Below are 24,464 nucleotides of genomic sequence, written 5' to 3' on the forward strand. Positions count from 1 at the left end.
GCTTCATCATGAGCCCCATCCCCACCTTCCAAACCCGCCGGCTCATCCTCACGCCCCTTGAGCTGACGGACGCACCGGCGATTCAACGATTATTCCCCCACTGGGAAGTGGTTCGTTACCTGGACAGTCGCGTGCCTTGGCCTTATCCGGATGACGGCGCGCTGACGTACGTGCGCGACCATGCGCTCCCGGCTATTGCGGCCGGGCGCGAGTGGCACTGGATGATCCGCATCGCCGAAGCCCCGACACAGAGCATCGGCAGCATCAGCCTGTACGACCAGCCTGGCAATCACCGGGGTTTCTGGTTGGCGCCGCAATGGCAGCGACAGGGCTACATGCGCGAGGCTTGTGAAGTGATCAATGCCTATTGGTTTGAAGCGCTGAAGCGCCCGGTCATGCAAGTGCCCAAGGCGGTGGGCAACCAGGCTTCACGCAGGGTTTCGGAATATGAAGGGATGCGCCTGATCGGGACGCAGCAGGGGGAGTTTGTCTGTGGGTCGTTGCTTAAGGATATCTGGGAAATGACGCGTGGGAATTGGCTTGAGAAAAAGACCGCGTTGGAATCGAATTGAGCAGCATCAAATGGGTCAAGTCGCCTGTGAACGACAATTCACCACGGTCGTCGTCAGGATCTATCTGTCGGGTTAACGGGTAAAGGAATGTGAAATGGATATTCCACAGGGTTTCAGGCCGTTATTTCGTAGTAGCCCTTTTCTTGACTTACTAGGTCCCTTTTATTATCGGGAAAACTCCGAAGGTTTTACCGTTGGGATTCGGGTAGAGGAGAAACACACCAATGCGCGTGGAATCGCTCACGGAGGATTGTTCATGGCGCTGGCTGATATCGCGCTGGGCTACAACGCTGCGTTCTCGAAAGATCCGCCTCTTAAGCTCGTGACGACCACGATGACTACTGATTTCGCTGGCTCCGCTAAGATCGGCGATTGGTTGGAGGCTGCCGTAGATATTCAAAAAACCGGTAGTCGATTGGTGTTTGCCAATACCTATATCAGCGCTGGAGAGGAACGCGTGGTTCGAGCCAGTGCATCTTTTCTGGTGCTCAGCTAGGTGGAGGCTGAACTGGCCCAGATGCGTCAGGGAGATCCGAAAGTGATGCTCGTTGATGGTCTTGAGTTGTATCGTCCTCTGCGGTGCGTTGCTTAAGGAGGTGGGGAATCATGAGTACCTGTCACCGGCGATTGACGTCCAAATCCGTTAACGACGATGTACAACAGTGGACCGATTGATACGAAGATCGCCGTGATCAGGAAGTAAGGCAGCAACGATGTGAGCGACCTGCCTTTCGAACGTGTGTCCCGGTACATCCAGATGCACGCCATGCTAGCGAGCAGATAAAGGTCGATGACTACCTGCGCGGTGTCCGGGCTGGACATGAGCCTGACGCCGAATTCCAGGAGCGATTGCTCGGCGAGAAACACAATACTCGCCGTGTAAATTGAAAAAAGTAGGAGCGCGACAAGTGCAACGTAGGGTCTTTTCACTCTACCTCCTTGGACTCGTTCATTGGTCAATAGAGGTAGGCTAGTGATTTGACCGTCATGGTTTCAATGACCTCTGAGGTCATGGACGCCACTCACCCGCAATGCCAGAGTCAACGGATGACCAGTCGACCTTTTTCTCGAACAACGCCACCAACCTCGGCCGGTGCGCAACTGCGTCACTTGCGCCAACAGGCCGGGCTGAGTCAGTTGGACTGTGCACTGATAACAGGGTTATCTCAGCGTCACCTTAGTTGCATCGAGACGGGGCGCGCCAAGCCAAGCCCTGGCACTTTGCATAACTTGTTGACTGCCCTGGATGTACCTTTGGAGCGATGCAACGACATCTTCATCGCCAGTGGTTATGCCCCTCGCTACGAAACGACGCCGCTCACGTCGTCGTCAATGGAAGTGGTACGTGATGCCATTAATCATGTACTTCACGCCAATAACCCCGCTCCGGCGATTGTTCTGGGTGCCCAATGGGACATCCTTGCAGCCAACACTAGCGCGGGTGTTCTGTTCGATCTGGTGGGTCTTGCCAGGGATGCGCCCGATGGGCTCAACCTCTTGGCGACACTGCTGCAACCCGGTGGCTTGGGCGACCATTTGAGTAACGCCGAGGAAATAAGATCAGTGGCCTGGCAACGGGCATCTCGGGAAGCCTTGAGTAATCCTGCGTTGGCAGAGATTCTGAAGAGCCTGCCGGCCCCACACAGCTCTGCGGCGCTGGTCAACGAGCTGCCTCCGCTGTTGCTGACACGAGTCGAGTCTCCCCACGGTGAGCTGAAGTTCATGTCAACGTTCACAACTTTCGGCATGCCGCTCGACATCACGATGAGCTCATTGCGTATCGAACATCTGATTCCTGCCGACGCGAAGACCTGGGAGGTGATGACTAAGGCATATGAGCAGGCACAACACTAATAATGATCAAGGAAGAACACATGCAGCCGTCACTCAATCGAATCATGTTGTATGTCCGGGACGTTCAAGCGACCTGCGATTTTTATGAGCGTCATTTCGGTTTTACCAGTCAACGAAAAACCGATGACCGCGTCACCGAATTGAGCCCTGCAAACGGCGGCGCGATCCTGATGGTTCACCCGGCAGGTAAGGCCGTTAAAACAGGACAAGTCACCGTAAAGCTTGTCTTTGATCTCCAGGACGTCGAGGGTTTCAAGGCCAAATGCCTGGCCCAAGGCCTGAGGTTTGGCGCTACGCACAGGGCGGACGGTTACTCTTTCGCCAACGCCAAAGACCCCGACGGTAATTCCATTTCCATCTCCAGCAGGGCGTTTGCATGCAGCTGAACTTTCAAAAGATGCATGCCAATGGCGATGACTTCGTTATTGTCGATTCGCGACATTCGGCCAACCCGGTGACGAGTGCCATGGCCCAGCGAATGGGGGATCGGAACCGGGGTGTGGGCTTCAACCAACTCGCGGTATTGCTCGATTGCGACGATGCCGATGCGCGTGTGATGTTCTGGAATGCAGATGGCTCCGCGCTGGATGTTTGCGGCAGTGCGACGCGGGGGGCGGCGGATAGGCTGATGCGCGAAGCAAATGTTACTTCGGTAAAGCTGCGCACTAACCGTGGTTTGCTCACATGCGAACGTACCCCAACCGGCGACATTTGCGTCGAGATGGGCGTGCCGCTTTTCGGCTGGTCGGACGTCCCCCTGGCACAAGAGCTCGACACCGCTGCCTTGCCACTCGTGGGCAGTCCAGCCGCTTGCAGCATGGGAAATCCCCACTGCACCTTTTTTGTCGATGATCTGGCCAGCATTGATATCGCGACGATCGGCCCGGCCATCGAAACCAACCCGCTATTCCCTCTCAAGACCAACGTTCATTTCGTCCAGATCATTGACCGCAAGCATATTCGGTTGCGCATATGGGAGCGCGGGGCGGGGATTGCGCTGGGTTCGGGGTCCTGTTCGTGTGGCGCGGTTGTTAATGGAGTACGTCGTGGCTTGTTGGACAACACCGTTGAGGTTGAATGTGATGGCGGGTGTGTGACGGTTCACTGGAACGGCGTGGACAAAGTCTTTCTTATCGGCCCGGTGCAGGCGAGCTTTTCGGGGACGATGAGCCAGGGTTGAGTTGGCATGGGTATCAACCCTGGTGCCGCTGCCTTAAGGCCCGTCTACTCAACGGTTCTCTGGGGGGAGACACAGCCTTTTTGGAGCCTCCTTTCCAGGGCGTGTACTCAACGGTTATATAAAATTCGGTCGGATAATTTCTCGGAATCGTAAAGCCTGCTACCCGCCCCATGTCCATTTTCTTGCATCGCTCGGTGAGGCGTCGCTGCAAGTCGGGATCGGGTTTGAACGCTTCCGGCTGGAGAAAGCTAAGGTCAAGTTCAGCCAGGCAATCCAACACACGTCCTTGCGGATCGGCCCAGCCCCTGAAAGTCGCTACCCCGATACTATCAAGGGATTCCTGAGCAAAGGTTTGCTGCCAGACAAAATCGCTTTGCTCCATCTCAACGCGCGCCTGCCTGTGTCGAAGTCGATCCGATTCAGGTATTTGCGACGGACTGGAAAAAATAAGCAATTGGACCAGTTCCACTTCTTCAGCTGTCGCGCTCGCGAACGTCTCGGCGCCTGCAGAAGGCAGGATGATATCCCAGCAAACCTTTTCAACGAGTGCGGCCAACTTGGCGTTATCCGGGAAGCGTCCTGGAGGTAATTTGGGGTCGGCTTCGGCTGTACAACTGAGTAATTCGTTCTTGCGATTTATCTTTACTCGTAGTGTCTGTTCGCCTATCCAGTCGTGACGATTGGCAGCCTGTGCGGCGCGGGCCAAAACAGCATTGAATGGTACAGAGTCGTCTGCCGGAAATAGGCTGCTCGTTGCACGTCTGTCTTGGGGGGGGGGTGTGTTGCATCGCAGCCGACCAACGATAAAACGATGCTAAGCAGTAACGGCTGGAGCAGCATGCTTGTCGAGCGAGGCATATTCAGATCCATTGAAAAAAGGCGGGACGATTGTACAGTGACAACGGGACCACCAGGCGTTACTTGAGTGCGCTCAATCCCAGCAATCGGATCAGCGCGTACTGACACGAATGACGCTGAGGAAACCCCCAGCAAAGCAATGGCTACTTGGATTCGCTGCGTTTATCGCAAGAGCGGATCGAGGAGCACATCAATCACTTCATCATCAGCCCTGACAGTATCGAAGCGACGTTGGAGTGGTTGGATAAGAGCCGGGCTGGCGGGAGCAGTACCGGGCGTTGTGGAATTCGAGGGTTGTGGGTAGGTTGATTTGATGGCTGATCGAGTGAGTGGAGCTTGGTTTAGAGCCTCAAGGACAGATACCCCTGGAGTTTGAAATGATTGATGAGCCATTTTTTCCTTACCAGAGCCTAGCGTCCGATTTGCTCGCATTTCTACCCGAGGACAGCACGGACGGCTCTCACGATCTTTCCCATATCCATCGAGTATGGATCAATGTTCGGCGGCTACAGGAAAAAGAAGGTGGGGACTTAGAAGCATTGCTTGCAGCAACCATTTTGCATGATTGCGTGGCAGTCGAGAAAAGCTCTCCATTACGGGCGCAAGCATCAACGCTTTCGGCCAAGAAAGCCGCCTCTATTTTGGAACGCATGAGTTGGTCTACGTCGCGAATTGAGCTAGTTGCTCACGCGGTAAAAACCCACAGCTTCTCAGCTGGTTTCGAACCCCTGACCCTTGAAGCCAAAATTCTTCAGGACAGTGACCGACTAGACGCCATCGGAATGGTAGGGGTCGCACGCTGCTTCTACGTTTCTGGGCGAATGGGCTCCGCGCTGTATGACGTTAAAAACCCCAGTGCCGTAGGCAGAGATTATCAAGACAAACGTTTCACCATTGAGCATTTCCACACGAAATTACTCAAACTCGCTTCAGGGTTCCAAACAGCCGAAGGTGCTCGGTTGGCGGCAGTTAGGCATGCGCGTCTCAATAGTTTTCTAAATGACTTCATGGAGGAGATCGGAGCACCAAGCTGGAATAGCGATTGTGCCAGCATAAACCCAAACCCACCCCAGCCGCGCTGATCTACAATGCCACTCCTTCGCTGGAGGCCGGCATTCCGTGGATGCTTTTTCCCTTGTCTATCAACGCCTGATCCAATGGGTCATCGAACCCATCACCGATCAGTTCTTCGGCATTTTCAACCTGAACGGCCGCTTTGGGATCCTGTTTCTCTGCGCGTCCTACAGCGTCGCCTATGGCCTGTTCCGGTTCAGACAACATCGGGGGCTGACTGACGCGGGTTCGTTTTGGCAGTTCATCGGTGGCCGCCAGGTGCATTTGCATCGTTCGGCACTGCTGGATTACCGCTATTTCTTCGTGCGCGCCATTCTCAAATTCGTCTTGGTGCTGCCCATCGTTCATCTGGTTGATCCATACATTTTTCGCTCAGGGGATTACCTGGCTTTTTTCAGCAATCTTTGGGGCGCTCGCCCGCGTCTGGGGACGAATTTTTCCCTCGCATTGGCCTATGGGCTGGGGGTGTTCCTGATGAAGGATTTCGCTCACTACTGGGTGCATCGCGCTTTTCACTCGCGTTGGCTCTGGGCGTTTCACAAGGTTCATCATTCGGCGCCGGTGTTGGTGCCAGCCACGGCGAGCCGAGTGCACTTCGTCGAGAAAATCGTCGAGACGCTTGGCATCACCGCCAGTGTGGGGCTCTTCGCGGGAAGTTTCTGGTATGTCTGCGGCGGGGAGGTCAGTGGCTACACGCTGTTCGGTGTGACCTACCTGGTGGTCATCTTCAATAGCCTGGCGGCCAATCTGCGGCATACCCATGTCTGGCTGTCATTTGGCCCTGTGGTTGAGCACCTGCTCAACAGTCCGGCACAACACCAGATCCACCACAGCGACGCGCCTCGGCATTTCAACCGCAATTTCGGCATCAACCTGTCGCTGTGGGACTGGATGTTCGGGACACTCTATGTCACCCGTTCACAGCCTGAGCTGCTGCGTTTTGGCACCGGTGAGCAGGACCACCATCGGTACCTGACGGTTTACGGATTGATCGCCACGCCGTTTATCGAAATCGCTCGCAAGCTGCTGGAGAAACGTGGGCGCAGGGTTGGCTGGTTGTAAAGGAAAACCCCCGGTTCGTGTTGAATCGCAGGCGGTGTGGTTGCTGGCGTTTCCAAGGTCGTAATCCTACGACTCCAGCAAACGATAAACCCGTGGCGAGGGAGCTTGCTCCCGCTGGGCTGCGTAGCAGCCCTTTAGATGCGCGCGTCGCATAACGCAGCGGGAGCAAGCTCCCTCGCCACGGGATTGTTGGCCGGCAGGTTTATAAACTGAAGTCAGCCCAGGCGGCGAAACCCGTGCCATCAGCCACGTCGAGGTCGCTGTGTGTGCTGGCCGGGAACAGAGCGCTCCCTTCTGGCGAGTTCGTCATCGTTTCTCCTGCGCTTCAAAAATGAAAGGGGGACGCCCATTTTGAATTATTGGGCACCACCCGCTGGCGTCTCGTCGGCACCGTCCGCTGGTGCTCCGTAAGGTACGCCAATCTCGACCCGATCAGCCTTTACCCAGCCTGTATAGTCGTCGCCGCTCTTGGCGATGAAGTTCACCTCCAGCCATGATTCGTCTTCAAGGCTGGAGTAAACGGTGAGGGAATCGCCGGGAACTACGAAAATCTTTTTATTGGCACAGGCTTCATCCGGCGCTTCGTGAAAATGCAGGCGCCCGGTGCCAATGACCTTGCCTTGTACCGACGGGTGAAACTCAGGCACCGTTCCGGAGATCTTTTCCGCCAGGGCAGAACAGTTAACGGCGGCCTGGCTCAGGTTGCTGAAAAGGCACAGGCACAACACGCTTGAACGCAGATACATCTTGACGAATTCCGTTTGGAGTGGAGGCGTAGGATAGTTAAGTCGGAAACGATTGGAAAAGAGACATATCCGGAGAAAAAGAAGACAGCATTATTTTTCACGATCAGCTGTTTTTGCCGGACGAAGCAATCATTCATGTTCCGCTGCCAACATCGACCTGAACTGAGCAATGATTTCCGAAGATACCCGGCACCTTCGAACACTGCGCAGGCAACTGTCGCTCCACTTGATCGCCTGGCCTGGAGGAAATCGCAAATATCAGGCGCTTCTGCATGTTCCCAGACCATTCCACCAATGGCGACGACCATGTACGGCATTTTCGTTAAGCCGCAGCGAGTCAGTACCACCCGTTACAAACTGTCTTTTTTGTCTGCAGGGGATTGCGCCAGAAACTCCGCTATCAGCAATGCAACTTGCTGCTGAATCAGCCCGCGAGCACGACCGCCATCACCGTCCTGACAAATGATGCCATCGCCCGGCACCTCCTCTTCGAGCATGCCCTGCGCACCAGGTTTGCACATCGACATGAAGCTGAAATGGCTTGCGTCGTTGATCTCGATGTAACGGCTCAACGCCGAGGGCAGGCGCTTGGCCAGGTTCGCAGATTCCAACTCAGCGGGGAGCTCTCGTGACGGCACACCGGCAGCGATCACCAGGGCGGGGATAGGCAGCGCGGCCAAGCTTTTATCGGTCATGCCCCGTGAAAGGCCGAGGTCCAATGTCACCACCGCAGTAACGCGTTTATCGCGCCAATCGGCGGCCAGTTCGGCCTTTGATTCAGCGGTGCTGGCGGGGTTCATCTGTTCGTAAACGGTGCAGCTGGCTAGCTGCGGGTGGGTTTTACAGTCTTGGGCGAAGCGCTCCGGGTCGAAGCGAGCACCGGCGATCTCCAGGGCAGTCCAGCCGCCGAGTGAATGGCCCACGGCTGCAATTCGGCCATTGGCGACCCGGCCAAATTTTTCAGGTTGGGTCGTGACTGCATCGATGGCTCGGCGCAGGTCAACGGGCCGCTGCCATAACTGCGCCGCTGCTTGGGAGCTGCGGTCATGGGTGGTACTGCCTGGGTGGTTGATGGCGGCGACGATGTAACCCTTCTGGGCCAACGAACTGGCCAGCCAGATCTGGTTGCTCCAGTTGCCCCTGTAGCCGTGGGAGAGCACCACCAATGGATGTTCGCCGGCAGTGGGCGGCGCGTTACGCACGGCAGCGGCGCCGACAAACACCACGTTATCGGCGATCAGTTGCGGGGATTCGGTCGTTGCGCTGGGGTACCAAACGACCATCTCCAGTGCGCGGCCATTGTTTGGATCCGGCAGTGTGGAGGATTGGAAACCGATAGGGTTTGCGTCAGCGAATGCGGTGGTCGTCAGGCAAGCCAACAACAGGGCGCCGAAAGCTGTTTTCAATGTCGTTTCTTCCTTGATTAGACGAATGGGGCTGTCGATAAGCACGGGCATTAAAACTCAGATTCGAACCGTTGCGCACAACTTTCATCGATCAAAGATCCTAGCCTGCGAAAGCAAACTCCGGGGGGGCGAATCGGTCGCTGGTGTCCATACGAATATTGCGCAGCGCCACGGTTTCCAGGTGTGACGCATAGAGCGACTCCGAGAAATAACTGATCAGAATGGAGCGACGGCGTGCGCCGATCACGTTCAGGCTGCCCGCGTGCACCAGATCGACATCGAACACCAGAATGTCACCGGCAGAGCCTGAAAGCTGTACGGCGCTTGATTCGTCATGGAAGTCGAAGGGGGCGTCCGGCTCAGGTCGATGGCTGCCGAGGACGATCCGTGTCGCGCCGTTCTCGGGGCCGTAATCGTCGAAAAAAGCCAGGGCAGTTGCGATGTCGCCTGGTCGTTGGGCCGACAGATCGCGGTGCAGTTGTTGTTGGCCGCCATTGGCAAGGGGCTCGCGGCCTTCCACATGGGAGAGGAAGAACCGTTCGCCGATCAACTCACCTGCCACCGTCAGTACTGGGTAGACGAAATACAGTTACCGGATTGCCATCCAGAAGCTGTCGGCCTGCAATGTCGCGGAAGGTGTTACCTCAAGCATTTCGTACTTCCGGCATGTAGAAGGCTAAAGGTCGAGAGGCTTTACCCTGTGTGTTTTATACATTTTCTGGACTTCTGGGTTGTCCAAGCTTTCGTACGTGATGTCTTCTTTGTCCAGCCCATCTAGGCCTCTGATGCCACTGATGGTTTCCGGCCACTCGTCACGGCTGGATATGGCTACTCTGAATGGTTTCAGGTAGTTGTCAAGATGCCCTTGGCCAGGCTCTCGGATCTCATCGCTGAGCGCTCGTAGGTAATCGTCTTTGTTTGTTTTTGACCAATCGATAGCGAACTTGGCTCGATAACAGAGCTCTATGAAGACTAATAGAATCGTACGTCCATTGCCGTCAAGAAAGGGGTGCGCGAAAGCCAGTTGACCCATCACCTCACCAGGATGCTCTCTGAAGTGTTTCTTATCGGCCGCCAGTTGAAGTGCATAATCGACAGACCTCTTGATGAGTTCCGGGCGCTCGAAAGCTGTACTGCGGGGGTCGTTATGGAATCCTTTGAAGACGGCCAGGTGAGGTACTAGCTCGTTTCGATCTTTCCCCGCCCAAGGATAAAAGCCAGAAAATAAAATCTTGTGAACTTTGAGCACCGTCTGGAAGGTAATGGGTCTCCTTTTCGCTAGATAAGCAAGAGCATCTTCGATACTTGCCTCGAAGGAAAGATGCTCAGATTCTTTTACCTCAATAGGATCTTTCAGTCGTAATGAATTTTGAAGATACCCTGCGGTTTCGAAATCACCGAACGGATCAAAACTCATGCGCTACGTTTCTTGGCGCGTCTTTTCTCCTGAAGGTACTCGCCTTGGAGTGTCAGGATCTGTGATTTACTCAGGACGCCCTTTCTCTTGAGATTGACGAGCAACTGTTCGATGCCATCCAGCTCGACGACATCCCCAGCCAGACGAGTGATGGTCGCAGCCATACGGCTCATACCGTCAAGTTCAGCAGTGATATTGTGGGCTTTTGCAAGCTTTCGGACCTGAGTCGCAACGCTAGCAGTAGCTGTTTGGGTCATTGGAAAGTCCTCTACTTACGACCAAACCATAGCATGAGGCTGTTTTTCTGTCTCCACGGGCTATGCACGGGCTATGGGTAAAACGACGTCCGTGGTGTGCTGTATAGATCAGTGGCCCTGGCGTTTCAAAATGTCGTGGTACCGTCGTAACTCTGTGTTCTTAAGATACCGATGAGCCCGTCGCGAAGGAGCTTGCTCCCGCTTGACCGGGCTGGCGCTCCAGTGCGAAGCGCTCACAAAAGGGGCCGCTGCGCAGCCCAGCGGGAGCAAGCTCCCTCGCCACAGATTGTCGGTTGGCAGGCTTATTTGGCGGGCAGGTTTATAGCGTGGAACCTGCCGGTGCCGCATCCAATCGTCGGGCAATTACATCCATCACGTCACCCCCATCACGCAGCGGGATGCAGCTCCCAATGATGTGTACGACATTTCTGTAGCCCAACCTCCCTTTTCTGCTTTTCGCCCCCATTTGCAGACGGACGCATCCCACAATCCAATCGCGTATTCCCATCAAGCGCGGGATAATACGGCCTGGCTTGAGGTCACAAGCTTTTCCCCTGATTGTTTTGGCGGCAGAAGGATCGATCGCATGACAGACTGGCTCCAGAGCTACGGAGAAATGGCCGAGCGGGTCCGCCGCCATGACTGGAACGCTACCCCGCTCGGGCAGCCGAAAGAGTGGCCCGATGTGTTGAAAACCACCGTGGCGCTGAGCCTTGCTTCCCATTTTCCCCAGGCGATTGTGTGGGGGCCGGAGCTGACCACGTTGTACAACGATGCGTTTCTGCCAATCCTCGGCAATAAGCCCGAGGCGTTGGGCCGGCCGTTTAATGAGGTCTGGCAGGAGGCTTGGAGCGACATCGGTCCGATTGTGCAGGAAGCATTCAACGGGCAAGCAACCTACATCGAAAACTTTCCCCTGGTCATCGAACGTGGCGGCGGCCCGGAACAGGCGTATTTCACCTTCTGCTACAGCCCGATTCGCGACCAGTTCGGCAAGGTCGTGGGCATGCTGGACACTGTCACCGAAACCACCTCGACGGTGTTCATGACCCAGCGCCTGGCAGTGCTCGATGCCATCGGCAATGCCGTGGCGACCGCTACCGACCCGTTGGCGATCATGGCGACCACCACGCGAATCCTGGCGGCACACCTGAACCTGTCCAACTGCGCCTATGCAGACATGGATGAGGACGAGGATGGCTTCACGATTCGCGGCGATTGGGCCAGGGTCGGCTCCCCCAGTATCATCGGGCACTACCGGCTGGCCGATTTCGGTCGGCTGGCGGTGGCCAACCTGCGGGCCGGTAAACCGTTGGTGGTCAACGACAACCTCGCGGAGTTGGCGCCCGAGGAAGCCGCGACGTTCCAGGCGATTGGCATCGCGGCGACAATTTGTGTCCCGCTGATCAAAAACGGGCGTTTGACCGCACTGATGGCGATCCACGACAAAACGCCGAGGGTCTGGTCATCCAATGATCTGGCGTTGTTGCTGGAAGTCACGGAGCGATCCTGGGCCCACATCGAGCGTACCCGGGCGGACGCGGCAGTCCGCGAAGGCCTGGCGGCCCTGGCCGAACTGAACGCGACGCTGGAGGAGCGGGTCGAGGAGCGCACCACACGGCTGAAGCAGACGGAAGCGGCGCTGCGCCAGTCGCAAAAGCTTGAAGCCATCGGTCAGCTCACTGGCGGCGTGGCCCATGACTTCAATAATCTGCTGACGATCATCCGCTCTTCGGTCGATTTTTTACGCATGCCCAATCTTTCCGACGAGCGCCGGCAGCGCTACATGACGGCGGTTTCCGAGACGGTGGAGCGCGCCGCCAAGCTGACCAGCCAGTTGTTGGCGTTTGCCCGGCGCCAGCCGCTGAAACCGGAAGTCTTCGAAGTGGGTAAGCAGGTGCAGAGCCTGGGGGACATGCTGCAAACCGTTACGGGAGCGCGGATCGAGGTGGTCGTCGAATTGTGCGGCCGACCTTGTTACATCCGCGCGGATTTGAGCCAGTTCGAAACGGCCCTGATCAACATGGCCCTGAATGCCCGTGATGCCATGAACGGACAGGGCACGTTATGGCTTCGGCTTCAGTGCGGTGATGGCCTGCCGCCGATTCGCGGTCATGCCGGGGCCCGGCAGGCCTTCGCCGCCATTGTGTTGGCGGACACCGGCACGGGTATCGATTCGCAGGTGCTGGAGCACATCTTCGAGCCTTTTTTCACCACCAAGGAAGTGGGCAAGGGCACGGGATTGGGGCTGTCCCAGGTTTTCGGTTTTGCCAAGCAGTCCGGCGGCAATGTCGATGTTTCGACCGTGGTGGGAGAGGGGACAGTGTTCACCTTGTACCTGCCGGAGGTCGAGGCTGAGGAAATCCATGAGCCGGGCACCGAAGAAACCACGCACTTGGTGCTGGAAAAGGGCAAGCGGCGGGTGTTGGTCGTGGAGGACAATTTGGAGGTGGGACGTTTTGCCAACCAGATCCTCCAGGACCTGGGCTATGAAACGGCCTGGGCGACCAATGCCGAAGAGGCGCTGGAAATGGTCGGGCCGGATGCGATGGCCTTTGATGCGATATTTTCTGATGTCGTGATGCCGGGCATCAGCGGTATCGCCCTGGCCAGGGAGTTACGCCAGCGCCGGGCGGACCTGCCGGTGGTGCTGACGTCGGGCTACAGCGAAGAGCTGGCCCGCAATGGCCATGAAGGTTTTGAATTCTTGTCCAAACCTTATTCGGCTGATCAGGTTTCGCGGGTGTTGAGCCGGACGATATTGGGCTCTGATTGAGTGTTTCCTTTCTGAAACAGTGGCTTCCATTCGTCGGGCTGGGGTCTGTTGAACGGGCAGTCTGTTGATGACCGGCTAGTCTCAGTTCGTGAAGGCCGATATTTCCAGGCAATCGGTTGTTGCCGGTATGGGCCTCGGCGATAGGGGAATAGCGATGGGAGCACCGTACAGCGAGGAAAACGGAGCCGCGTATCCGATCAACGAAGGGTTGCAATGCGGTCAGTCGGCCTACCGGTCAGACTTTGGTGACGAGCCGATCAAGTCCATCAGGACGAAGGTACCCAAAGTGTCGCGCGGGGAAAAAGCCAAGTTTTTACCCCGGGTTCCGGTCCGCAAATAATGTGCAAGTACAGCAAGCGCAGCCCCGTCACTGAGCGGGGCTTTTTTTCGACCGGATCCGGGCGGATACGCGGATGGATCGTAAATATTTTTCATCTTTTTTCAGACGGTGGTGTCTTTCACGTTTCTTTCACAAGCCGGCACGTAGTCTGAGCTCATCCGTTAGAAAGCAGTACCTGCCCGTTTCCCCAGCGGGCTTTTTTTTGCCTGTCATAAAATAAAACGCCTATTCGCTGTCCAACCGTCATGGCTGACGCCGTTTGGCGTAGACTCGCGCCCGCGCGCACTGGCCATTTTTCCCCAATGCGGCATTCTTGAGGTTTCTATCATGCGTTTGACTTTGTCCACCTTGGTACTTGGGTTGTTGATTGCCCAGGGCGCGATGGCTGCCGGCGACGGAACCGCTGCGGTCGGCGGTGGTCTGGGCGGTGTGTTGGGTAATGTGGTCGGCCAGCAAATGGGCGGCAGCACAGGCGCTGCGATTGGCGCGGGTGTCGGCGGTGCTGCCGGCAGCGCGGTAGGGGCACGCAAGGGCAGCCGTACGGAAGCGGCCATCGGTGGCGGCCTGGGTTCGGCAGGTGGTTCGATTGTCGGTAACCGTCTGGGCGGCTCCACCGGCTCCACCATCGGCGCAGGCGTTGGCGGCGCAGCGGGCGGCGCGTTGGGCAGCAACCTGTCCAATGACAACGACAGCCACTCCGGCGGCAAGAAGCACAAGCACAAGAGAAAGCATCGTTAAGCCGATGCTTGAATGAAAAGACCCGGCCTCGTGCCGGGTTTTTCGTTTATTGCGCGCCATAGCGGCGAGCACCCGTATATCACGTTTGTAGAGTTCTTTGTTCTTCGGCATTTAGCTGGAACGTTTACGGTTTCCCCGCCTCGAATTCATACATCCATCAGCAACGCGAGGTGTGCCATGACGCCGGAAACCGAAGGCAAGGAAGAGAAAGGCCCCACGGGTGTTCCTTTCGTCAATGACCCTGGCCCCGCCGATCCTGGCCCCAACGACCCGGGCAACGAGGATCCGGGTTCCTTGATGGACGATGCCCAGGTTCCCCTGAACGACGCCGATGAGGCGGCAGACGTCGGGCAAACCGAGGTTGAGGACGAGGACGAATCCTACGATTGAGCAAGACAAGGCTGACACCCTCTGCTGCTCTGTTCATGTAGGCACATCAGGAGACTGTCATGACAGCTGGAACCCATGCACCCGAAGACGAAGAAACCCCGGAATACCCGCTTCCCTCACCGACCAACCCGCTGAGTCGCGACCAGCTTCCCCCCGATGACGATGCCGGTGTGGAGCAGGTACCCAATGAGAACGATGAGGATATCGAGGCGACCCCGGATGATCCGGACATTGCCGGGGACGATGCGTCCGGTAAGCCGAGTTGATCATCAGCGTTGCCGCCTGTCGATTGAGGGGCACCATCGGCCAGCGAGGCTTGCCACACATCAGGTAGGTACCTTGAAAAGGAGACTCACCATGATGAAACCCAACCTCACAGCACTGACACTGGCCGGGATTTTGTCGGTCAGTTCGATGGCTGTTTTCGCACAATCTTCAAACAGCACGCCGCCGGTGGACAAAGGCGGGATGCCGCCTTCAACCCAGATGGACGCCGGTTCCACCTCCGACACCAGCGGCAACGCCTTGCCCCCAGGTTCAGTGCAGGGTGGTAACGGTGGCGATGCGAGTGGCAGCAGCACCAATCCGGGCACAGGCACCGGTTCGACCAGTGGCGGTAGCACGATGGGCGGCGCCCCGGCTGGGGGGGCGACCAACGGTGGCACTGGAACCAGCGACAGCGGCGGTGGCTCAAGCGGCGGCGGTTCGGGCTCGGGTGGCTCTGGCGGTTCCGGCCAATAACTTTAATCAGACCCATTGAAGTGGCGAGGGAGTTCGCTCCCGCTGGAGGGCGAAGCACTCCCCTGGAGCATTGCTCAAAAAAACAGCTTCCTCGCCCCACCAATCAAGCCGCCCAACGATTTTCCATTGCCTGTCCCAACCCCCTCTCGCTATTCTGCTGAATCCTTTAAGGCAAACAGATGCCCGGGTCGTACCTGAGCCATTCCTGGAATGTTGTGTTGATAACGGATCAGATGCGATGAATGCACCATTGAAAGAGTTGGGCCCGATCAAGGCTGTGATTTTCGACATGGATGGCTTGTTGCTGGACACCGAAGGCATCTATACCGAGGTCACCTCGATCATCGCTGAGCGCTACGGTCGCACCTTCGACTGGAGCGTCAAGCAGAACATCATCGGTCGCGGCGCCGGGGATCTGGCTCGATATGTGGTCCAGGCCCTGGAGCTGCCAATTACGCCGGAGGAATTCCTGGTCATACGTGAACCGCTGATGCGCGAGCGTTTTCCCCGTGCGCTAGCGATGCCGGGCGCCGAAGAACTGGTGCGGCACTTGAAGGCCAGCGGCGTTCCGATAGCGGTGGGGACCAGTTCGTCGAGCCAGTCGTTTGCGCTTAAAACCACGTTGCACCGGGACTGGTTCGCACTGTTCGATTTCATCGTGACGGCGGACGACCCTGAAGTCACTGCGGCGAAGCCGGCGCCGGACATCTTCCTTACCGCTGCGCGGCGCCTGGGCGTTGCGCCTCGCGATTGCCTGGTGTTCGAAGACTCGCCGTTCGGCGTAACGGCCGCGAAAGCTGCCGGCATGACCGCCATCGCCATTCCGGACCCGGCCATGGCTGACGAAAAATATGCCCATGCCGACAACATCATCCGTTCGCTGAAAATGTTCCAGCCAGGCCTTTGTGGCTTGCCGGAATTGGAGTGGGCATGAAAAAGGGCTGCTGTGCAGCCCTGCGGGACCAAGCGCCCTCGTCACAGGGTTGACCCTGTGACCCGACTTTTTCATGCCGGGATCAGGCGCCGAAACCACCGTCGATGGTCAGGCTGGCACCGGTGATATAGCCGGCTTCCGGCCCTGCCAGGTACGCGACGAAGCTGGCGATTTCATCAACCTTGCCGTAGCGTCCAATAGCCATGAGCCCCATCAGGCTGGAGGCGAAGTCGCTGTCGGCCGGGTTCATGTCGGTGTCCACCGGGCCCGGCTGCACATTGTTGACGGTGATGCCGCGCGGGCCCAGGTCGCGGGCCAGGCCTTTGGTCAGGCCCACCAACGCAGCTTTGCTCATGGCGTAGGGGCCACCGCCGGCGAAGGGCATGCGATCGGCGTTGGTGCTGCCGATATTGATGACTCGACCACCTTCGCCCATGTGGCGGGCCGCGGCCTGGGTGGCGATGAAGACGCTGCGCACGTTGATCGCCAAGGTCTGGTCGAAGTCTTCAAGCTTGAATTCATCCAGCGGTGCCATTGCCAGCACGCCCGCGTTATTGACCAGGATGTCCACCCGGCCAAAGGCCTCGACGGTAGCTGCGACGGCGTTGCGGATGGCGTCGGCGTCGGCGCTGTCGGCCTTGATCGCCAGGGCCTTGCCGCCCGTCGCGGTGATGCTGTTCTGCAATTCTTCAGACTTGGCGGCGGAGCTGACGTAAGTGAAGGCCACCGCTGCGCCTTCTGCGGCGAGGCGCTTGACGATGGCGGCGCCGATGCCGCGGGAACCGCCTTGGATCAGTGCAACTTTACCGCTTAATGTTTGAGTGCTCATGGTGTTCTCCAAACGTGCCGCGGCGAGATTGCCGCAGTTGATGGACGGAGTATCGGCAATTGGTTCTCGGCTGTGTAGACGCTTATTGATACAGTCTGTGTAAACCAAAAGTTTAGAATGGTCTTTATGGAAACCTTCAACAGTATCGAATGCTTTGTGCGCAGCGCTGAAGTCGGCAGTTTTGCCGAGGCCGCACGACGCCTGAGCGTAACCCCGGCTGCGGTGGGTAAAAGCGTTGCCAAGCTTGAGGCTCGCATGGGCGTGCGCCTGTTCCAGCGTAGCACCCGCAGCTTGACGCTGACGGAAGCGGGCCAGTTGTTTTTGAGCGAAGTCAGTAGCAGTTTCAATACCATCCAGAACGCCGTCGCCAACCTGGCCAGCGCCGGTGGGCAACCAGCGGGGACGCTGAAGGTGAGCATGGGCACAGCGTTTGGGCGGCTGTATGTCGTGCCGTTGCTGGGAAAATTCTTGCAGCGCTTCCCGGCGATCAATCCGGACTGGCATTTCGATAATCGCCAGGTGGACCTGATCGGCCAGGGTTTCGATGCGGCCATCGGTGGCGGTTTCGACCTGCCTCAAGGCGTGGTGGCGCGCAAATTGACGGTGGCCCATCGGGTGCTGGTCGCCTCGACGGACTACCTGAAAACCCATCCGGCGGTGACAGGGCCGGAAGATCTGTCACAGCATCAGGGCATCCTGATCCGCTCGCCCCAGACCGGGCGCGTCCGTTCCTGGCAACTGACCAGTCGCGATCTGGAACACAGCCCGCTGACGCTCAAGACGCGCATGACCATGAGCGATTCGGAAGCCGACTGCGCCGCCGCGGCGCAAGGGTTGGGCATCGGCCTGGTGAGCATGCCGATTGCCGTTCCCTTCCTGGAGTCCGGGGCGCTGCAGCGGGTGCTGCCGGACTGGTACGTGGATGATGGCAATATCTCCATCTACTACGCCGAGCACAAACTGTTGCCAGGCAAGACCCGGGCGTTCGTGGATTTCATCATCGAGCAGTTTGCTGAACAGGGCTTGGCGCGGCGGTTCAGTGCGGTTTGAGTTGGGCTCTGGACCGGGTTGGCCTGCAAAGTGAAACTCAGCGCCCAAACCGCCCCGGCCAGCCAATGATGGTCTTGGGCCGAGGTGTCGCATAAGTGCGCACTTTCGACGTCGACAATCCCAGCCTCACGAGGGATTCGGCAATGGTCACCGCCGCAGTCACCCCATCGACCACCGGCACTCCGGTGCGCTGGCGGATCTGCTCATCGAGCCCGGCCATGCCGCCGCAGCCCAGGCAGATTACTTCGGCCTTGTCCTGACTGACCGCCAATTCGGCCTGATGCACGATGGCTTCCACTGCCCGTTGCGGATCCTGTTCGAGTTCCAGCACCGCCAGGCCACTGGCCCGTACCGAGGCGCAACGGTCGAACAGGCCGGAGAGCTTGAGGCGATCTTCGATCAGCGGCACGGTGCGGTCCAGGGTGGTGACCACCGAATAAGCGTGACCGAGGAACATCGCAGTGCTGGCGCCGGCATCCGTGATATCCACGACCGGTACGTTCAACAGTTCCTGCAAACCTTCGCGCCCGTGTTCGCCATAACCTGCCTGGATCACCGCATCGAACGGCTGGTCGTAGGACATCACCCGGTCCATGACCGCAATGGCCGCCAGGTAGCTTTCAAAGTTGCCCTCGATGGAATCGGCCCCGAAATATGGCGTGAGCCCGACGATTTCGGTGCCCGGTGCAGCCACGGCCTGGGCTTGTCGGGCGATGGCTTGGGTAATGGATTCGGTGGTGTTGACGTTGACCACGAGAATTCGCATGAGCTGTCCTCCTTAACGGGTAAAGAATGCGGCCCGAACCAGTTGGGCCACTTGAGCGATTAATGGCTGACGTTATCCACAGCGATGGACTCGCCGCTGACGTCTTCGTAATACGGCTGGCGCTTGGCGATGATCAGGTACAGCAGCCCTGCAATCGAAGCGCCAATCAACCAGGAGAAAGGTGAAATACTGTCGAAGCCGGGCACCAACGCCAGGATAATCGCGATCAGCGCGGCCGGAATAAACGCCGCCACCGCGCGCAGGTTCACGCCGTTACTGTAGAAATACGCACCGTTTGGGGCCTCGCTATACAGTTGCGGCACGTTGATGCGGCCTTTTCGCACCAGCCAGTAATCGACCATGATCACGCCATACAGCGGCCCGAGCAGGGCACCGAGGCCGGACAGGAAATACACGATCACCAGCGGGCTGTTGTACAGGTTCCACGGCAGGATCAGCACCGCAATGGCGGCGCTGATCAGCCCGGCGCGGCGGAAGGTCAGGTACTTGGGCGCCAGGTTGCTGAGCACGAAGGCCGGTGCAACGAAGTTGGCCATGATGTTCACCGCGACGGTGACAATCAGAAACGCCAGGCAACCGAGCACGAGGAAGAACGTGTTGGGGATCGAGGCGATGACTTGCGTCGGGCTTTCGATGATTTGGCCGTTGATCTGGAACTGCGCACCGCACAGCAGGATGGTAATGGTGGCGAAAACCAGAATATTCACCGGCAGGCCCCAGAAATTTCCGACGATGATGGTTCGACGGCACGGCGATGAGCGAGCGAAATCACAGAAGTTGAGAATCAAGGTGCCGTAGATCGACAGCCACAAGGCCCCGCCGGCGAAAATATTGCGCCACATCTCGCCGCCGGTCAGCGGCTCGCGGATCGACCAGGCAATGGTTGCTCCGGCTTGGGTGTACATCCAGCCGGCCAGTGCGGCGACCGTCACCAGAATGACCGGCCCGGCAAAGCCTTCATAGCGGCGCACCGTCTCCATGCCGTAGGCCAGGATTATCAGCTGCACGAACCAGATCGCCACGAAACACACCCAACCCAGGCTCGACAGGCCGAGGATCGAGTCGTGATCGTAATCGGCGAAGCCGGGATGGATCGCCACGAGCAACACGCGGAAAACCACCGACGCCAGGTACGTCTGGATACCGAACCAGGCGATGGCGATGACTGCCCTGATCAGCGCGGGAATCTGTGCGCCGTGAATGCCAAAGCTGATGCGGCTGATCACCGGAAACGGTACGCCGGTTTTCTGCCCCATGTAGCCGGACAGGTTCATGAAGCCATACACCAAAGCCGCGCCGATTCCCAAGGACAGCAAGATCTGCCAGCCGCCCAGCCCCAGGGCATACAAGCCGATGGCGAAGGAGTAATTGGCGATGTTATGCACATCGTTGGTCCACAGGGCGAAGATGCTGTAGCGACCCCAACGGCGACCTTCGGCCTTGGTCGGCGCAAGGTCCTTGTTGTGCAGCCTCGGACTCAACGCCAGGGAGGCGCTTTGATCGTCAAGGGCAGTGGTGGAGGAGGGCAGATCCAGCGCGATATTGTTAGAAAGACTTGTACGCATTCCGGCAGGCTCCTGATTCTCGGCGCAGCGATGACTGTGCATGAGCGCGGGGCTCGACATATCTTCGTCGCGGCGGGCGAGCATCATTGGTTATGGGGCATCTGCAGCCTGTACGGGATAGGGCGCTTCAGGCTAGCGGATCTAAAGTGTGTGTATATTTTATGAGTTTTGTATACAAAACACTCGTCGACTCTAGCCATATCCATGCCATCCGACGATCTAACTAAACAGCTGTTAATTTCCTTCGGTTATTGAAATCCAATAACTCATTGAAATCTAGCGTTTATAAATTGACCGTTTGAACAGGTATTTATTTTTTAAGCCGATGGCGACAAAGAAAGGAGGCATGCGAGGGAGGCGGGATGGTGTAACTTTTCAGCGCATTGTTTAAATGAGTGCACACAAAAATGGCACCGGTGGTGACATTTTTGTGTACAGGGTCAGGTGAGAGTTACAGCGCTTTGGATTTGGCGATGATATTCCCGGCGTGCAGGCCGCATTCCTTCTGCGTGGCTTCTTCCCACCACCAGCGGCCTTCGCGCTCGTGCTGGTTCGGCAGCACCGGACGGGTGCAGGGCTCGCAGCCGATGCTGATGAAGCCGCGCTCATGCAGGCTGTTGTAAGGCAGCTCCAGCATGCGGATGTAGCCCCAGACTTCTTCGCTGGTCATCTGCGACAGCGGGTTGAATTTGTACAGGGTGCGCTCCGGGGTGGAAAACGCCGTGTCGATTTCCAATACCGCCACCTGGCTGCGGGTGCCAGGGCTCTGATCGCGACGCTGGCCGGTGGCCCAGGCGTAAACATCGGTCAGTTTGCGGCGCAACGGCTCGATCTTGCGAATGCCGCAGCACTCACCGTGGCCGTCCTTATAGAAGCTGAACAGGCCTTTTTCCTTTACGAATGGGTCGAGTTTCGTGTGGTCCGGCGAGACCAGTTCGATGTCGATCTTGTAGTGCTCGCGCACCTGATCAATGAAACGATAGGTCTCGGGGTGCAGGCGACCGGTGTCGAGGCTGAACACCTTGACGTTCTTGTTCAGTTTCCAGGCCATGTCCACCAGCACCACGTCTTCGGCGCCGCTGAAAGATATCCACAGGTCATCGCCGAATTCGGCAAAGGCCAGCTTGAGGATGTCCTGCGGGGACTTGTTGGCATAGGTCGTGGCGAGTTCCACGACATCAAACGATGGGCTCATCAGGCGGTTTCCTACAGGTCGGTGGCGCTGGGCGCTCTATATGGGGCTGATGGTAACAAAAGCTGTCGAGGCTGGCGCGCTCCTGTGCGTTGCGCGGGCACTGGCGAATGGCTAGAGTCGTCAGGCCTTTTGTTCGCTCAACCGATAAACATCAAATAATGGGAGTGTCTTGTGGAAATTGCCTGTCTCGACCTGGAGGGTGTGCTGGTCCCGGAGATCTGGATCGCCTTCGCTGAAAAAACCGGGATTGAATCCCTCAGGGCAACCACTCGGGACATCCCCGACTACGACGTGCTGATGAAGCAACGGTTGCGCATCCTCGACGAACACGGCCTCAAGCTGTCCGATATCCAGGAAGTCATCGCCACCCTCAAGCCACTGGAGGGCGCCATCGAGTTCGTCGACTGGCTGCGCGAGCGTTTCCAGGTGGTGATCCTGTCCGACACGTTCTACGAATTTTCCCAGCCATTGATGCGCCAGTTGGGTTTCCCGACATTGCTCTGCCATCGCCTGATTACCGATGATGGCGGGCGCGTGACCGGCTACCAGTTGCGTCAGAAAGATCCCAAACGCCAGTCGGTCCTGGCCTTCAAGAGCCTGTATTACCGGGTGATTGCGGCGGGGGACTCCTACAACGACACCACGATGTTGGGTGAAGCCGACGCCGGGATTCTGTTTCATGCACCGGACAATGTGATTCAAGAATTCCCGCAATTCCCGGCCGTGCATAGCTTTGCCGAGTTGAAGCAGGAATTTCTCAAGGCTTCGAACCGCAGTCTGACTCTTTAACCACTATCCCTGTGGGAGCGGGCTTGCTCGCGAATTCAGTGTGTCGGTCAACATCATCATTTCTGACCCGCCGCATTCGCGAGCAAGCCCGCTCCCACAGAAGATGGTGTGGTAACTAAAGGGTCTGCAAGGTCTCCAACAACACCCTGACCTTGGTAATCGACTCCTGATACTCCGCCTGCCAATCCGAGTCCGCGACAATCCCGCCGCCGCCCCAGCAGCACACTTGCCCGTCCTTGACCAACAGGCTGCGGATGGCGATGGAGCTGTCCATTTCCCCGCGCACGTCCAGATAGAGCAACGAGCCGCAATACAGTCCGCGGCGGGTCGGTTCGAGCTCGTCGATGATCTGCATGGCACGGATTTTCGGCGCGCCGGTGATCGAGCCACCGGGAAAACTGCCGGCGATCAGGTCCAGGGCGTCCTTTTCGGCGGCCAGTTCACCGGTCACGCTGCTGACCAGATGGTGCACGTTCGGGTAGCTTTCCAGGCTGAACAATTCCGGCACGCGCACCGAACCGACACGGCAGGTGCGGCCAAGGTCGTTGCGCAACAGGTCGACGATCATCAGGTTTTCCGCGCGATCCTTGGGGCTGGCCAGCAGCTCGGCGGCGTGGGCCGCATCTTCGCCGGGCGTCGCGCCGCGAGGCCGGGTGCCCTTGATCGGTCGGGTTTCGACATGGCCTTCGCTGACCCTGACGAAACGTTCGGGTGACAGGCTCAGGACGGCGCCGCCCTCCGGCAGGCTCTGGAACCCGGAAAACGGCGTCGGGCAAGCCGTCCGCAGCGCCTGGTACGCGATCCAGGCATCGCCATCGCAGGGGGCGCGAAAGCGCTGGGCGAAGTTGACCTGGTAGCAGTCTCCGGCCTGGATATACGCCTGGATACGCTCGAATGCCTGCCGATAGTCTTCTGCACTCAGGTCGGGTGCCATGGGCCCGTCAAGGCTGAAGGCGCCGGCGAGGGCCGTGGTCGGCCGGCTGAAAAGTTCGACCAGCCGCTGGCGCTCGCTTTCGACGCAATGTGGATGGAACACCAACTGACTGGTACCGGCCTGGTGATCGCTGACCAGCGCCCAGTCGTACACGCCAAAACGCGCATCGGGCAGTTGCAGATCATCGTTGGCGTGGGACGGCAGGGCTTCGAGGTGTCGGCCGAAGTCGTAGCTCAGGTAGCCGATCAGGCCGCCGGCGAAGGGTAATTGCACTGTGTCTGGCAGGACTGCGGGCCCCAGTTGCGTCAGTTGAGTGCGCAAGCGTTGCAGGAAAGCGACGCCGCTTTCGTCCGGCAACACTGCCAGCTGCTCCAGGGGCCAGGCGCTGAGAAGGTCGTAGCGACCGCGCTCGGCGCTTGGCCGGCCGCTGTCGAGCAGCACGCTACCGGGGGCATGACGGATCGCCGCAAAGTATTCGGCGGGGTTGGCGTGGTAGGGCAGCGGGTGTACGGAGCAGGTTGGCATGGGCGGGGGGGGGTCAGCCGTTCAGGCGGGGGAGCGATTGTAATCCCTCTGTAGGATTTGCTCCTAGAGGGATGTCGGAGATGAGCACATCCGTGGCTATCGAAGCTATCTGGGTATGAACACTTTGTGGCTACCCGAGTGATCTGGATATGAACACCTTTGTGGCGAGGGAGATCCCGCCGCGTCTTCGACGCTGCGCTGTCGCGCAGCAAACAGTTCATCGTAAATTGGAAGAACGCGCGCGGGGCAAAGGCCGTAACCAGCACTGGTGTGTCAGCACCCGAGAGGGAGAGTGACCTGCACGGTATCGGCGTGGAGTCGTTGATGGCACGGCCAGGCCGTGACCTCGTATAAGAGAGTGAATCCTTTCGCCACCGTGTACCCCGCGCGCGTCATTCAATCCTGCGAGGAATTGCCATGGCGCGCAAGAACCAAAAGCGTTTTG

At 58.0% G+C, this 24,464-nt stretch carries 26 protein-coding genes and 2 pseudogenes; 15 read left to right on the top strand and 13 right to left on the bottom strand.

Translation table 11 applies throughout. The features are described from left to right. Positions 1 to 8: 8 nt before the first annotated feature. Both AD663_RS07705 and AD663_RS07710 read left to right on the top strand, forming a co-directional pair. Entirely contained in the window at positions 9 to 572 is a 564-nt protein-coding gene (locus AD663_RS07705; RefSeq protein ID WP_003179503.1) for a GNAT family N-acetyltransferase, read from the top strand. A gap of 94 nt (positions 573 to 666) precedes the next feature. Beyond that, on the top strand, positions 667 to 1,068 hold the full coding sequence (locus tag AD663_RS07710) for a PaaI family thioesterase (protein WP_053213508.1): 402 nt from the start codon (positions 667 to 669) through the stop codon (positions 1,066 to 1,068). 92 nt (positions 1,069 to 1,160) lie between these two features. Here the strand turns inward: AD663_RS07710 and AD663_RS07715 are convergent, their stop codons facing one another. Next, on the bottom strand, positions 1,161 to 1,502 hold the full coding sequence (locus AD663_RS07715) for a hypothetical protein (RefSeq protein ID WP_053213509.1): 342 nt from the start codon (positions 1,500 to 1,502) through the stop codon (positions 1,161 to 1,163). A gap of 117 nt (positions 1,503 to 1,619) precedes the next feature. Here AD663_RS07715 and AD663_RS07720 point away from each other — a divergent pair, with 117 nt between their 5' ends. From AD663_RS07720 to dapF, 3 genes are read left to right on the top strand one after another with little or no spacing between them, the layout of a single operon-like run. Continuing rightward, positions 1,620 to 2,426: a helix-turn-helix domain-containing protein gene (locus AD663_RS07720; RefSeq protein ID WP_003179507.1), complete on the top strand. Its 807-nt coding sequence runs from the start codon at positions 1,620 to 1,622 to the stop codon at positions 2,424 to 2,426. A 20-nt stretch (positions 2,427 to 2,446) separates the two neighbouring features. Beyond that, positions 2,447 to 2,812: a VOC family protein gene (locus tag AD663_RS07725; protein WP_033045950.1), complete on the top strand. Its 366-nt coding sequence runs from the start codon at positions 2,447 to 2,449 to the stop codon at positions 2,810 to 2,812. Continuing rightward, positions 2,803 to 3,606: a diaminopimelate epimerase gene (gene dapF, locus AD663_RS07730; protein WP_003179511.1), complete on the top strand. Its 804-nt coding sequence runs from the start codon at positions 2,803 to 2,805 to the stop codon at positions 3,604 to 3,606. The genes AD663_RS07725 and dapF overlap by 10 nt, the downstream gene beginning before the upstream one ends. A gap of 13 nt (positions 3,607 to 3,619) precedes the next feature. Here dapF and AD663_RS07735 read toward each other — a convergent pair whose 3' ends face one another. After that, positions 3,620 to 4,162 (bottom strand): hypothetical protein, encoded by a 543-nt coding sequence (locus tag AD663_RS07735; protein ID WP_053213510.1) that lies wholly within the window; start codon positions 4,160 to 4,162, stop codon positions 3,620 to 3,622. 679 nt (positions 4,163 to 4,841) lie between these two features. On the opposite strand from AD663_RS07735, the gene AD663_RS07740 reads away from it, so the two are divergent. Both AD663_RS07740 and AD663_RS07745 read left to right on the top strand, forming a co-directional pair. Then, complete coding sequence (locus AD663_RS07740; protein WP_003179514.1) at positions 4,842 to 5,546, top strand: HD domain-containing protein; 705 nt, start codon at positions 4,842 to 4,844, stop codon at positions 5,544 to 5,546. Between the two features lie 37 nt (positions 5,547 to 5,583). Then, positions 5,584 to 6,600 (top strand): sterol desaturase family protein, encoded by a 1,017-nt coding sequence (locus AD663_RS07745; protein WP_053213511.1) that lies wholly within the window; start codon positions 5,584 to 5,586, stop codon positions 6,598 to 6,600. A gap of 356 nt (positions 6,601 to 6,956) precedes the next feature. On the opposite strand, the gene AD663_RS07750 is transcribed toward AD663_RS07745, so the two are convergent. The 6 genes and pseudogenes from AD663_RS07750 to AD663_RS07770 all read right to left on the bottom strand — a co-directional run bounded on the left by AD663_RS07750 (position 6,957) and on the right by AD663_RS07770 (position 10,426). Next, positions 6,957 to 7,346, bottom strand: coding sequence for a hypothetical protein (locus tag AD663_RS07750; RefSeq protein ID WP_053213512.1), 390 nt, complete (start codon positions 7,344 to 7,346; stop codon positions 6,957 to 6,959). Between the two features lie 129 nt (positions 7,347 to 7,475). After that, a pseudogene (locus AD663_RS29565) lies at positions 7,476 to 7,660 on the bottom strand (hypothetical protein); the annotation flags it as partial. A gap of 36 nt (positions 7,661 to 7,696) precedes the next feature. Next, positions 7,697 to 8,752 carry an alpha/beta fold hydrolase gene (locus tag AD663_RS07755; RefSeq protein WP_003179523.1) on the bottom strand — a complete coding sequence of 352 codons (1,056 nt, stop codon included), beginning with the start codon at positions 8,750 to 8,752 and terminating at the stop codon, positions 7,697 to 7,699. 100 nt (positions 8,753 to 8,852) lie between these two features. Further along, positions 8,853 to 9,323: pseudogene (locus AD663_RS07760) on the bottom strand (phytanoyl-CoA dioxygenase family protein); the annotation flags it as partial. A gap of 105 nt (positions 9,324 to 9,428) precedes the next feature. After that, complete coding sequence (locus tag AD663_RS07765) at positions 9,429 to 10,169, bottom strand: Fic family protein (protein WP_003179526.1); 741 nt, start codon at positions 10,167 to 10,169, stop codon at positions 9,429 to 9,431. Continuing rightward, positions 10,166 to 10,426 carry a hypothetical protein gene (locus AD663_RS07770; protein ID WP_053213513.1) on the bottom strand — a complete coding sequence of 87 codons (261 nt, stop codon included), beginning with the start codon at positions 10,424 to 10,426 and terminating at the stop codon, positions 10,166 to 10,168. Before AD663_RS07770 ends, AD663_RS07765 begins: the two co-directional genes overlap by 4 nt. A gap of 586 nt (positions 10,427 to 11,012) precedes the next feature. Here AD663_RS07770 and AD663_RS07775 point away from each other — a divergent pair. The 6 genes from AD663_RS07775 (at position 11,013) to AD663_RS07805 (ending at position 16,345) form a co-directional block, all read left to right on the top strand. Continuing rightward, positions 11,013 to 13,202: a response regulator gene (locus tag AD663_RS07775; protein WP_003179542.1), complete on the top strand. Its 2,190-nt coding sequence runs from the start codon at positions 11,013 to 11,015 to the stop codon at positions 13,200 to 13,202. Positions 13,203 to 13,869: 667 nt separating this feature from the next. Next, a complete protein-coding gene (locus tag AD663_RS07785; protein ID WP_003179547.1) occupies positions 13,870 to 14,280 on the top strand; it encodes a glycine zipper domain-containing protein in 411 nt (136 codons plus the stop codon). Positions 14,281 to 14,457: 177 nt separating this feature from the next. Next, on the top strand, positions 14,458 to 14,670 hold the full coding sequence (locus tag AD663_RS07790) for a hypothetical protein (RefSeq protein WP_053213514.1): 213 nt from the start codon (positions 14,458 to 14,460) through the stop codon (positions 14,668 to 14,670). A 59-nt stretch (positions 14,671 to 14,729) separates the two neighbouring features. Further along, positions 14,730 to 14,936, top strand: coding sequence for a hypothetical protein (locus tag AD663_RS07795; RefSeq protein WP_003179551.1), 207 nt, complete (start codon positions 14,730 to 14,732; stop codon positions 14,934 to 14,936). A gap of 91 nt (positions 14,937 to 15,027) precedes the next feature. After that, positions 15,028 to 15,411, top strand: a complete 384-nt coding sequence (locus AD663_RS07800; RefSeq protein WP_003179553.1) for a hypothetical protein — start codon at positions 15,028 to 15,030, stop codon at positions 15,409 to 15,411. Between the two features lie 238 nt (positions 15,412 to 15,649). Continuing rightward, positions 15,650 to 16,345 (top strand): HAD-IA family hydrolase, encoded by a 696-nt coding sequence (locus AD663_RS07805; RefSeq protein WP_003179555.1) that lies wholly within the window; start codon positions 15,650 to 15,652, stop codon positions 16,343 to 16,345. An 82-nt stretch (positions 16,346 to 16,427) separates the two neighbouring features. On the opposite strand, the gene AD663_RS07810 is transcribed toward AD663_RS07805, so the two are convergent. Then, a complete protein-coding gene (locus AD663_RS07810) occupies positions 16,428 to 17,174 on the bottom strand; it encodes a 3-oxoacyl-ACP reductase family protein (RefSeq protein WP_003179557.1) in 747 nt (248 codons plus the stop codon). A 126-nt stretch (positions 17,175 to 17,300) separates the two neighbouring features. On the opposite strand from AD663_RS07810, the gene AD663_RS07815 reads away from it, so the two are divergent. Further along, positions 17,301 to 18,224, top strand: a complete 924-nt coding sequence (locus tag AD663_RS07815) for a LysR family transcriptional regulator (protein WP_053213515.1) — start codon at positions 17,301 to 17,303, stop codon at positions 18,222 to 18,224. Between the two features lie 37 nt (positions 18,225 to 18,261). On the opposite strand, the gene AD663_RS07820 is transcribed toward AD663_RS07815, so the two are convergent. The 3 genes from AD663_RS07820 to AD663_RS07830 all read right to left on the bottom strand — a co-directional run bounded on the left by AD663_RS07820 (position 18,262) and on the right by AD663_RS07830 (position 21,771). Beyond that, on the bottom strand, positions 18,262 to 18,990 hold the full coding sequence (locus tag AD663_RS07820) for an aspartate/glutamate racemase family protein (protein WP_003179559.1): 729 nt from the start codon (positions 18,988 to 18,990) through the stop codon (positions 18,262 to 18,264). 59 nt (positions 18,991 to 19,049) lie between these two features. Beyond that, positions 19,050 to 20,576, bottom strand: coding sequence for an NCS1 family nucleobase:cation symporter-1 (locus tag AD663_RS07825; RefSeq protein WP_053213516.1), 1,527 nt, complete (start codon positions 20,574 to 20,576; stop codon positions 19,050 to 19,052). A gap of 451 nt (positions 20,577 to 21,027) precedes the next feature. Continuing rightward, positions 21,028 to 21,771 carry a phosphoadenylyl-sulfate reductase gene (locus AD663_RS07830; RefSeq protein WP_003179562.1) on the bottom strand — a complete coding sequence of 248 codons (744 nt, stop codon included), beginning with the start codon at positions 21,769 to 21,771 and terminating at the stop codon, positions 21,028 to 21,030. Positions 21,772 to 21,942: 171 nt separating this feature from the next. Here AD663_RS07830 and thrH point away from each other — a divergent pair, with 171 nt between their 5' ends. After that, positions 21,943 to 22,560, top strand: coding sequence for a bifunctional phosphoserine phosphatase/homoserine phosphotransferase ThrH (thrH, locus tag AD663_RS07835; RefSeq protein ID WP_003179563.1), 618 nt, complete (start codon positions 21,943 to 21,945; stop codon positions 22,558 to 22,560). 115 nt (positions 22,561 to 22,675) lie between these two features. On the opposite strand, the gene pabB is transcribed toward thrH, so the two are convergent. Next, entirely contained in the window at positions 22,676 to 24,019 is a 1,344-nt protein-coding gene (gene pabB, locus AD663_RS07840; RefSeq protein ID WP_003179564.1) for an aminodeoxychorismate synthase component I, read from the bottom strand. Between the last annotated feature and the right edge of the window lie 445 nt (positions 24,020 to 24,464).

The organism is Pseudomonas sp. Q12-87, from assembly GCF_001269755.1.
Taxonomy (GTDB): Bacteria; Pseudomonadota; Gammaproteobacteria; order Pseudomonadales; family Pseudomonadaceae; genus Aquipseudomonas; species Aquipseudomonas fluorescens_S.

What these genes read in the sequence shown, in the direction of transcription:
- AD663_RS07740 (WP_003179514.1), top strand. Translation starts at nt 4,842, where the DNA reads ATGATTGATGAGCCATTTTTTCCTTACCAGAGCCTAGCGTCCGATTTG.
- AD663_RS07830 (WP_003179562.1), bottom strand. Translation starts at nt 21,771, where the DNA reads ATGAGCCCATCGTTTGATGTCGTGGAACTCGCCACGACCTATGCCAAC.
- AD663_RS07810 (WP_003179557.1), bottom strand. Translation starts at nt 17,174, where the DNA reads ATGAGCACTCAAACATTAAGCGGTAAAGTTGCACTGATCCAAGGCGGT.
- AD663_RS07825 (WP_053213516.1), bottom strand. Translation starts at nt 20,576, where the DNA reads ATGCGTACAAGTCTTTCTAACAATATCGCGCTGGATCTGCCCTCCTCC.
- AD663_RS07725 (WP_033045950.1), top strand. Translation starts at nt 2,447, where the DNA reads ATGCAGCCGTCACTCAATCGAATCATGTTGTATGTCCGGGACGTTCAA.
- AD663_RS07800 (WP_003179553.1), top strand. Translation starts at nt 15,028, where the DNA reads ATGATGAAACCCAACCTCACAGCACTGACACTGGCCGGGATTTTGTCG.
- dapF (WP_003179511.1), top strand. Translation starts at nt 2,803, where the DNA reads ATGCAGCTGAACTTTCAAAAGATGCATGCCAATGGCGATGACTTCGTT.
- AD663_RS07785 (WP_003179547.1), top strand. Translation starts at nt 13,870, where the DNA reads ATGCGTTTGACTTTGTCCACCTTGGTACTTGGGTTGTTGATTGCCCAG.
- AD663_RS07775 (WP_003179542.1), top strand. Translation starts at nt 11,013, where the DNA reads ATGACAGACTGGCTCCAGAGCTACGGAGAAATGGCCGAGCGGGTCCGC.
- AD663_RS07720 (WP_003179507.1), top strand. Translation starts at nt 1,620, where the DNA reads ATGACCAGTCGACCTTTTTCTCGAACAACGCCACCAACCTCGGCCGGT.
- AD663_RS07750 (WP_053213512.1), bottom strand. Translation starts at nt 7,346, where the DNA reads ATGTATCTGCGTTCAAGCGTGTTGTGCCTGTGCCTTTTCAGCAACCTG.
- AD663_RS07815 (WP_053213515.1), top strand. Translation starts at nt 17,301, where the DNA reads ATGGAAACCTTCAACAGTATCGAATGCTTTGTGCGCAGCGCTGAAGTC.
- AD663_RS07795 (WP_003179551.1), top strand. Translation starts at nt 14,730, where the DNA reads ATGACAGCTGGAACCCATGCACCCGAAGACGAAGAAACCCCGGAATAC.
- AD663_RS07820 (WP_003179559.1), bottom strand. Translation starts at nt 18,990, where the DNA reads ATGCGAATTCTCGTGGTCAACGTCAACACCACCGAATCCATTACCCAA.
- AD663_RS07805 (WP_003179555.1), top strand. Translation starts at nt 15,650, where the DNA reads ATGAATGCACCATTGAAAGAGTTGGGCCCGATCAAGGCTGTGATTTTC.
- AD663_RS07765 (WP_003179526.1), bottom strand. Translation starts at nt 10,169, where the DNA reads ATGAGTTTTGATCCGTTCGGTGATTTCGAAACCGCAGGGTATCTTCAA.
- AD663_RS07790 (WP_053213514.1), top strand. Translation starts at nt 14,458, where the DNA reads ATGACGCCGGAAACCGAAGGCAAGGAAGAGAAAGGCCCCACGGGTGTT.
- pabB (WP_003179564.1), bottom strand. Translation starts at nt 24,019, where the DNA reads ATGCCAACCTGCTCCGTACACCCGCTGCCCTACCACGCCAACCCCGCC.
- AD663_RS07710 (WP_053213508.1), top strand. Translation starts at nt 667, where the DNA reads ATGGATATTCCACAGGGTTTCAGGCCGTTATTTCGTAGTAGCCCTTTT.
- AD663_RS07770 (WP_053213513.1), bottom strand. Translation starts at nt 10,426, where the DNA reads ATGACCCAAACAGCTACTGCTAGCGTTGCGACTCAGGTCCGAAAGCTT.
- AD663_RS07705 (WP_003179503.1), top strand. Translation starts at nt 9, where the DNA reads ATGAGCCCCATCCCCACCTTCCAAACCCGCCGGCTCATCCTCACGCCC.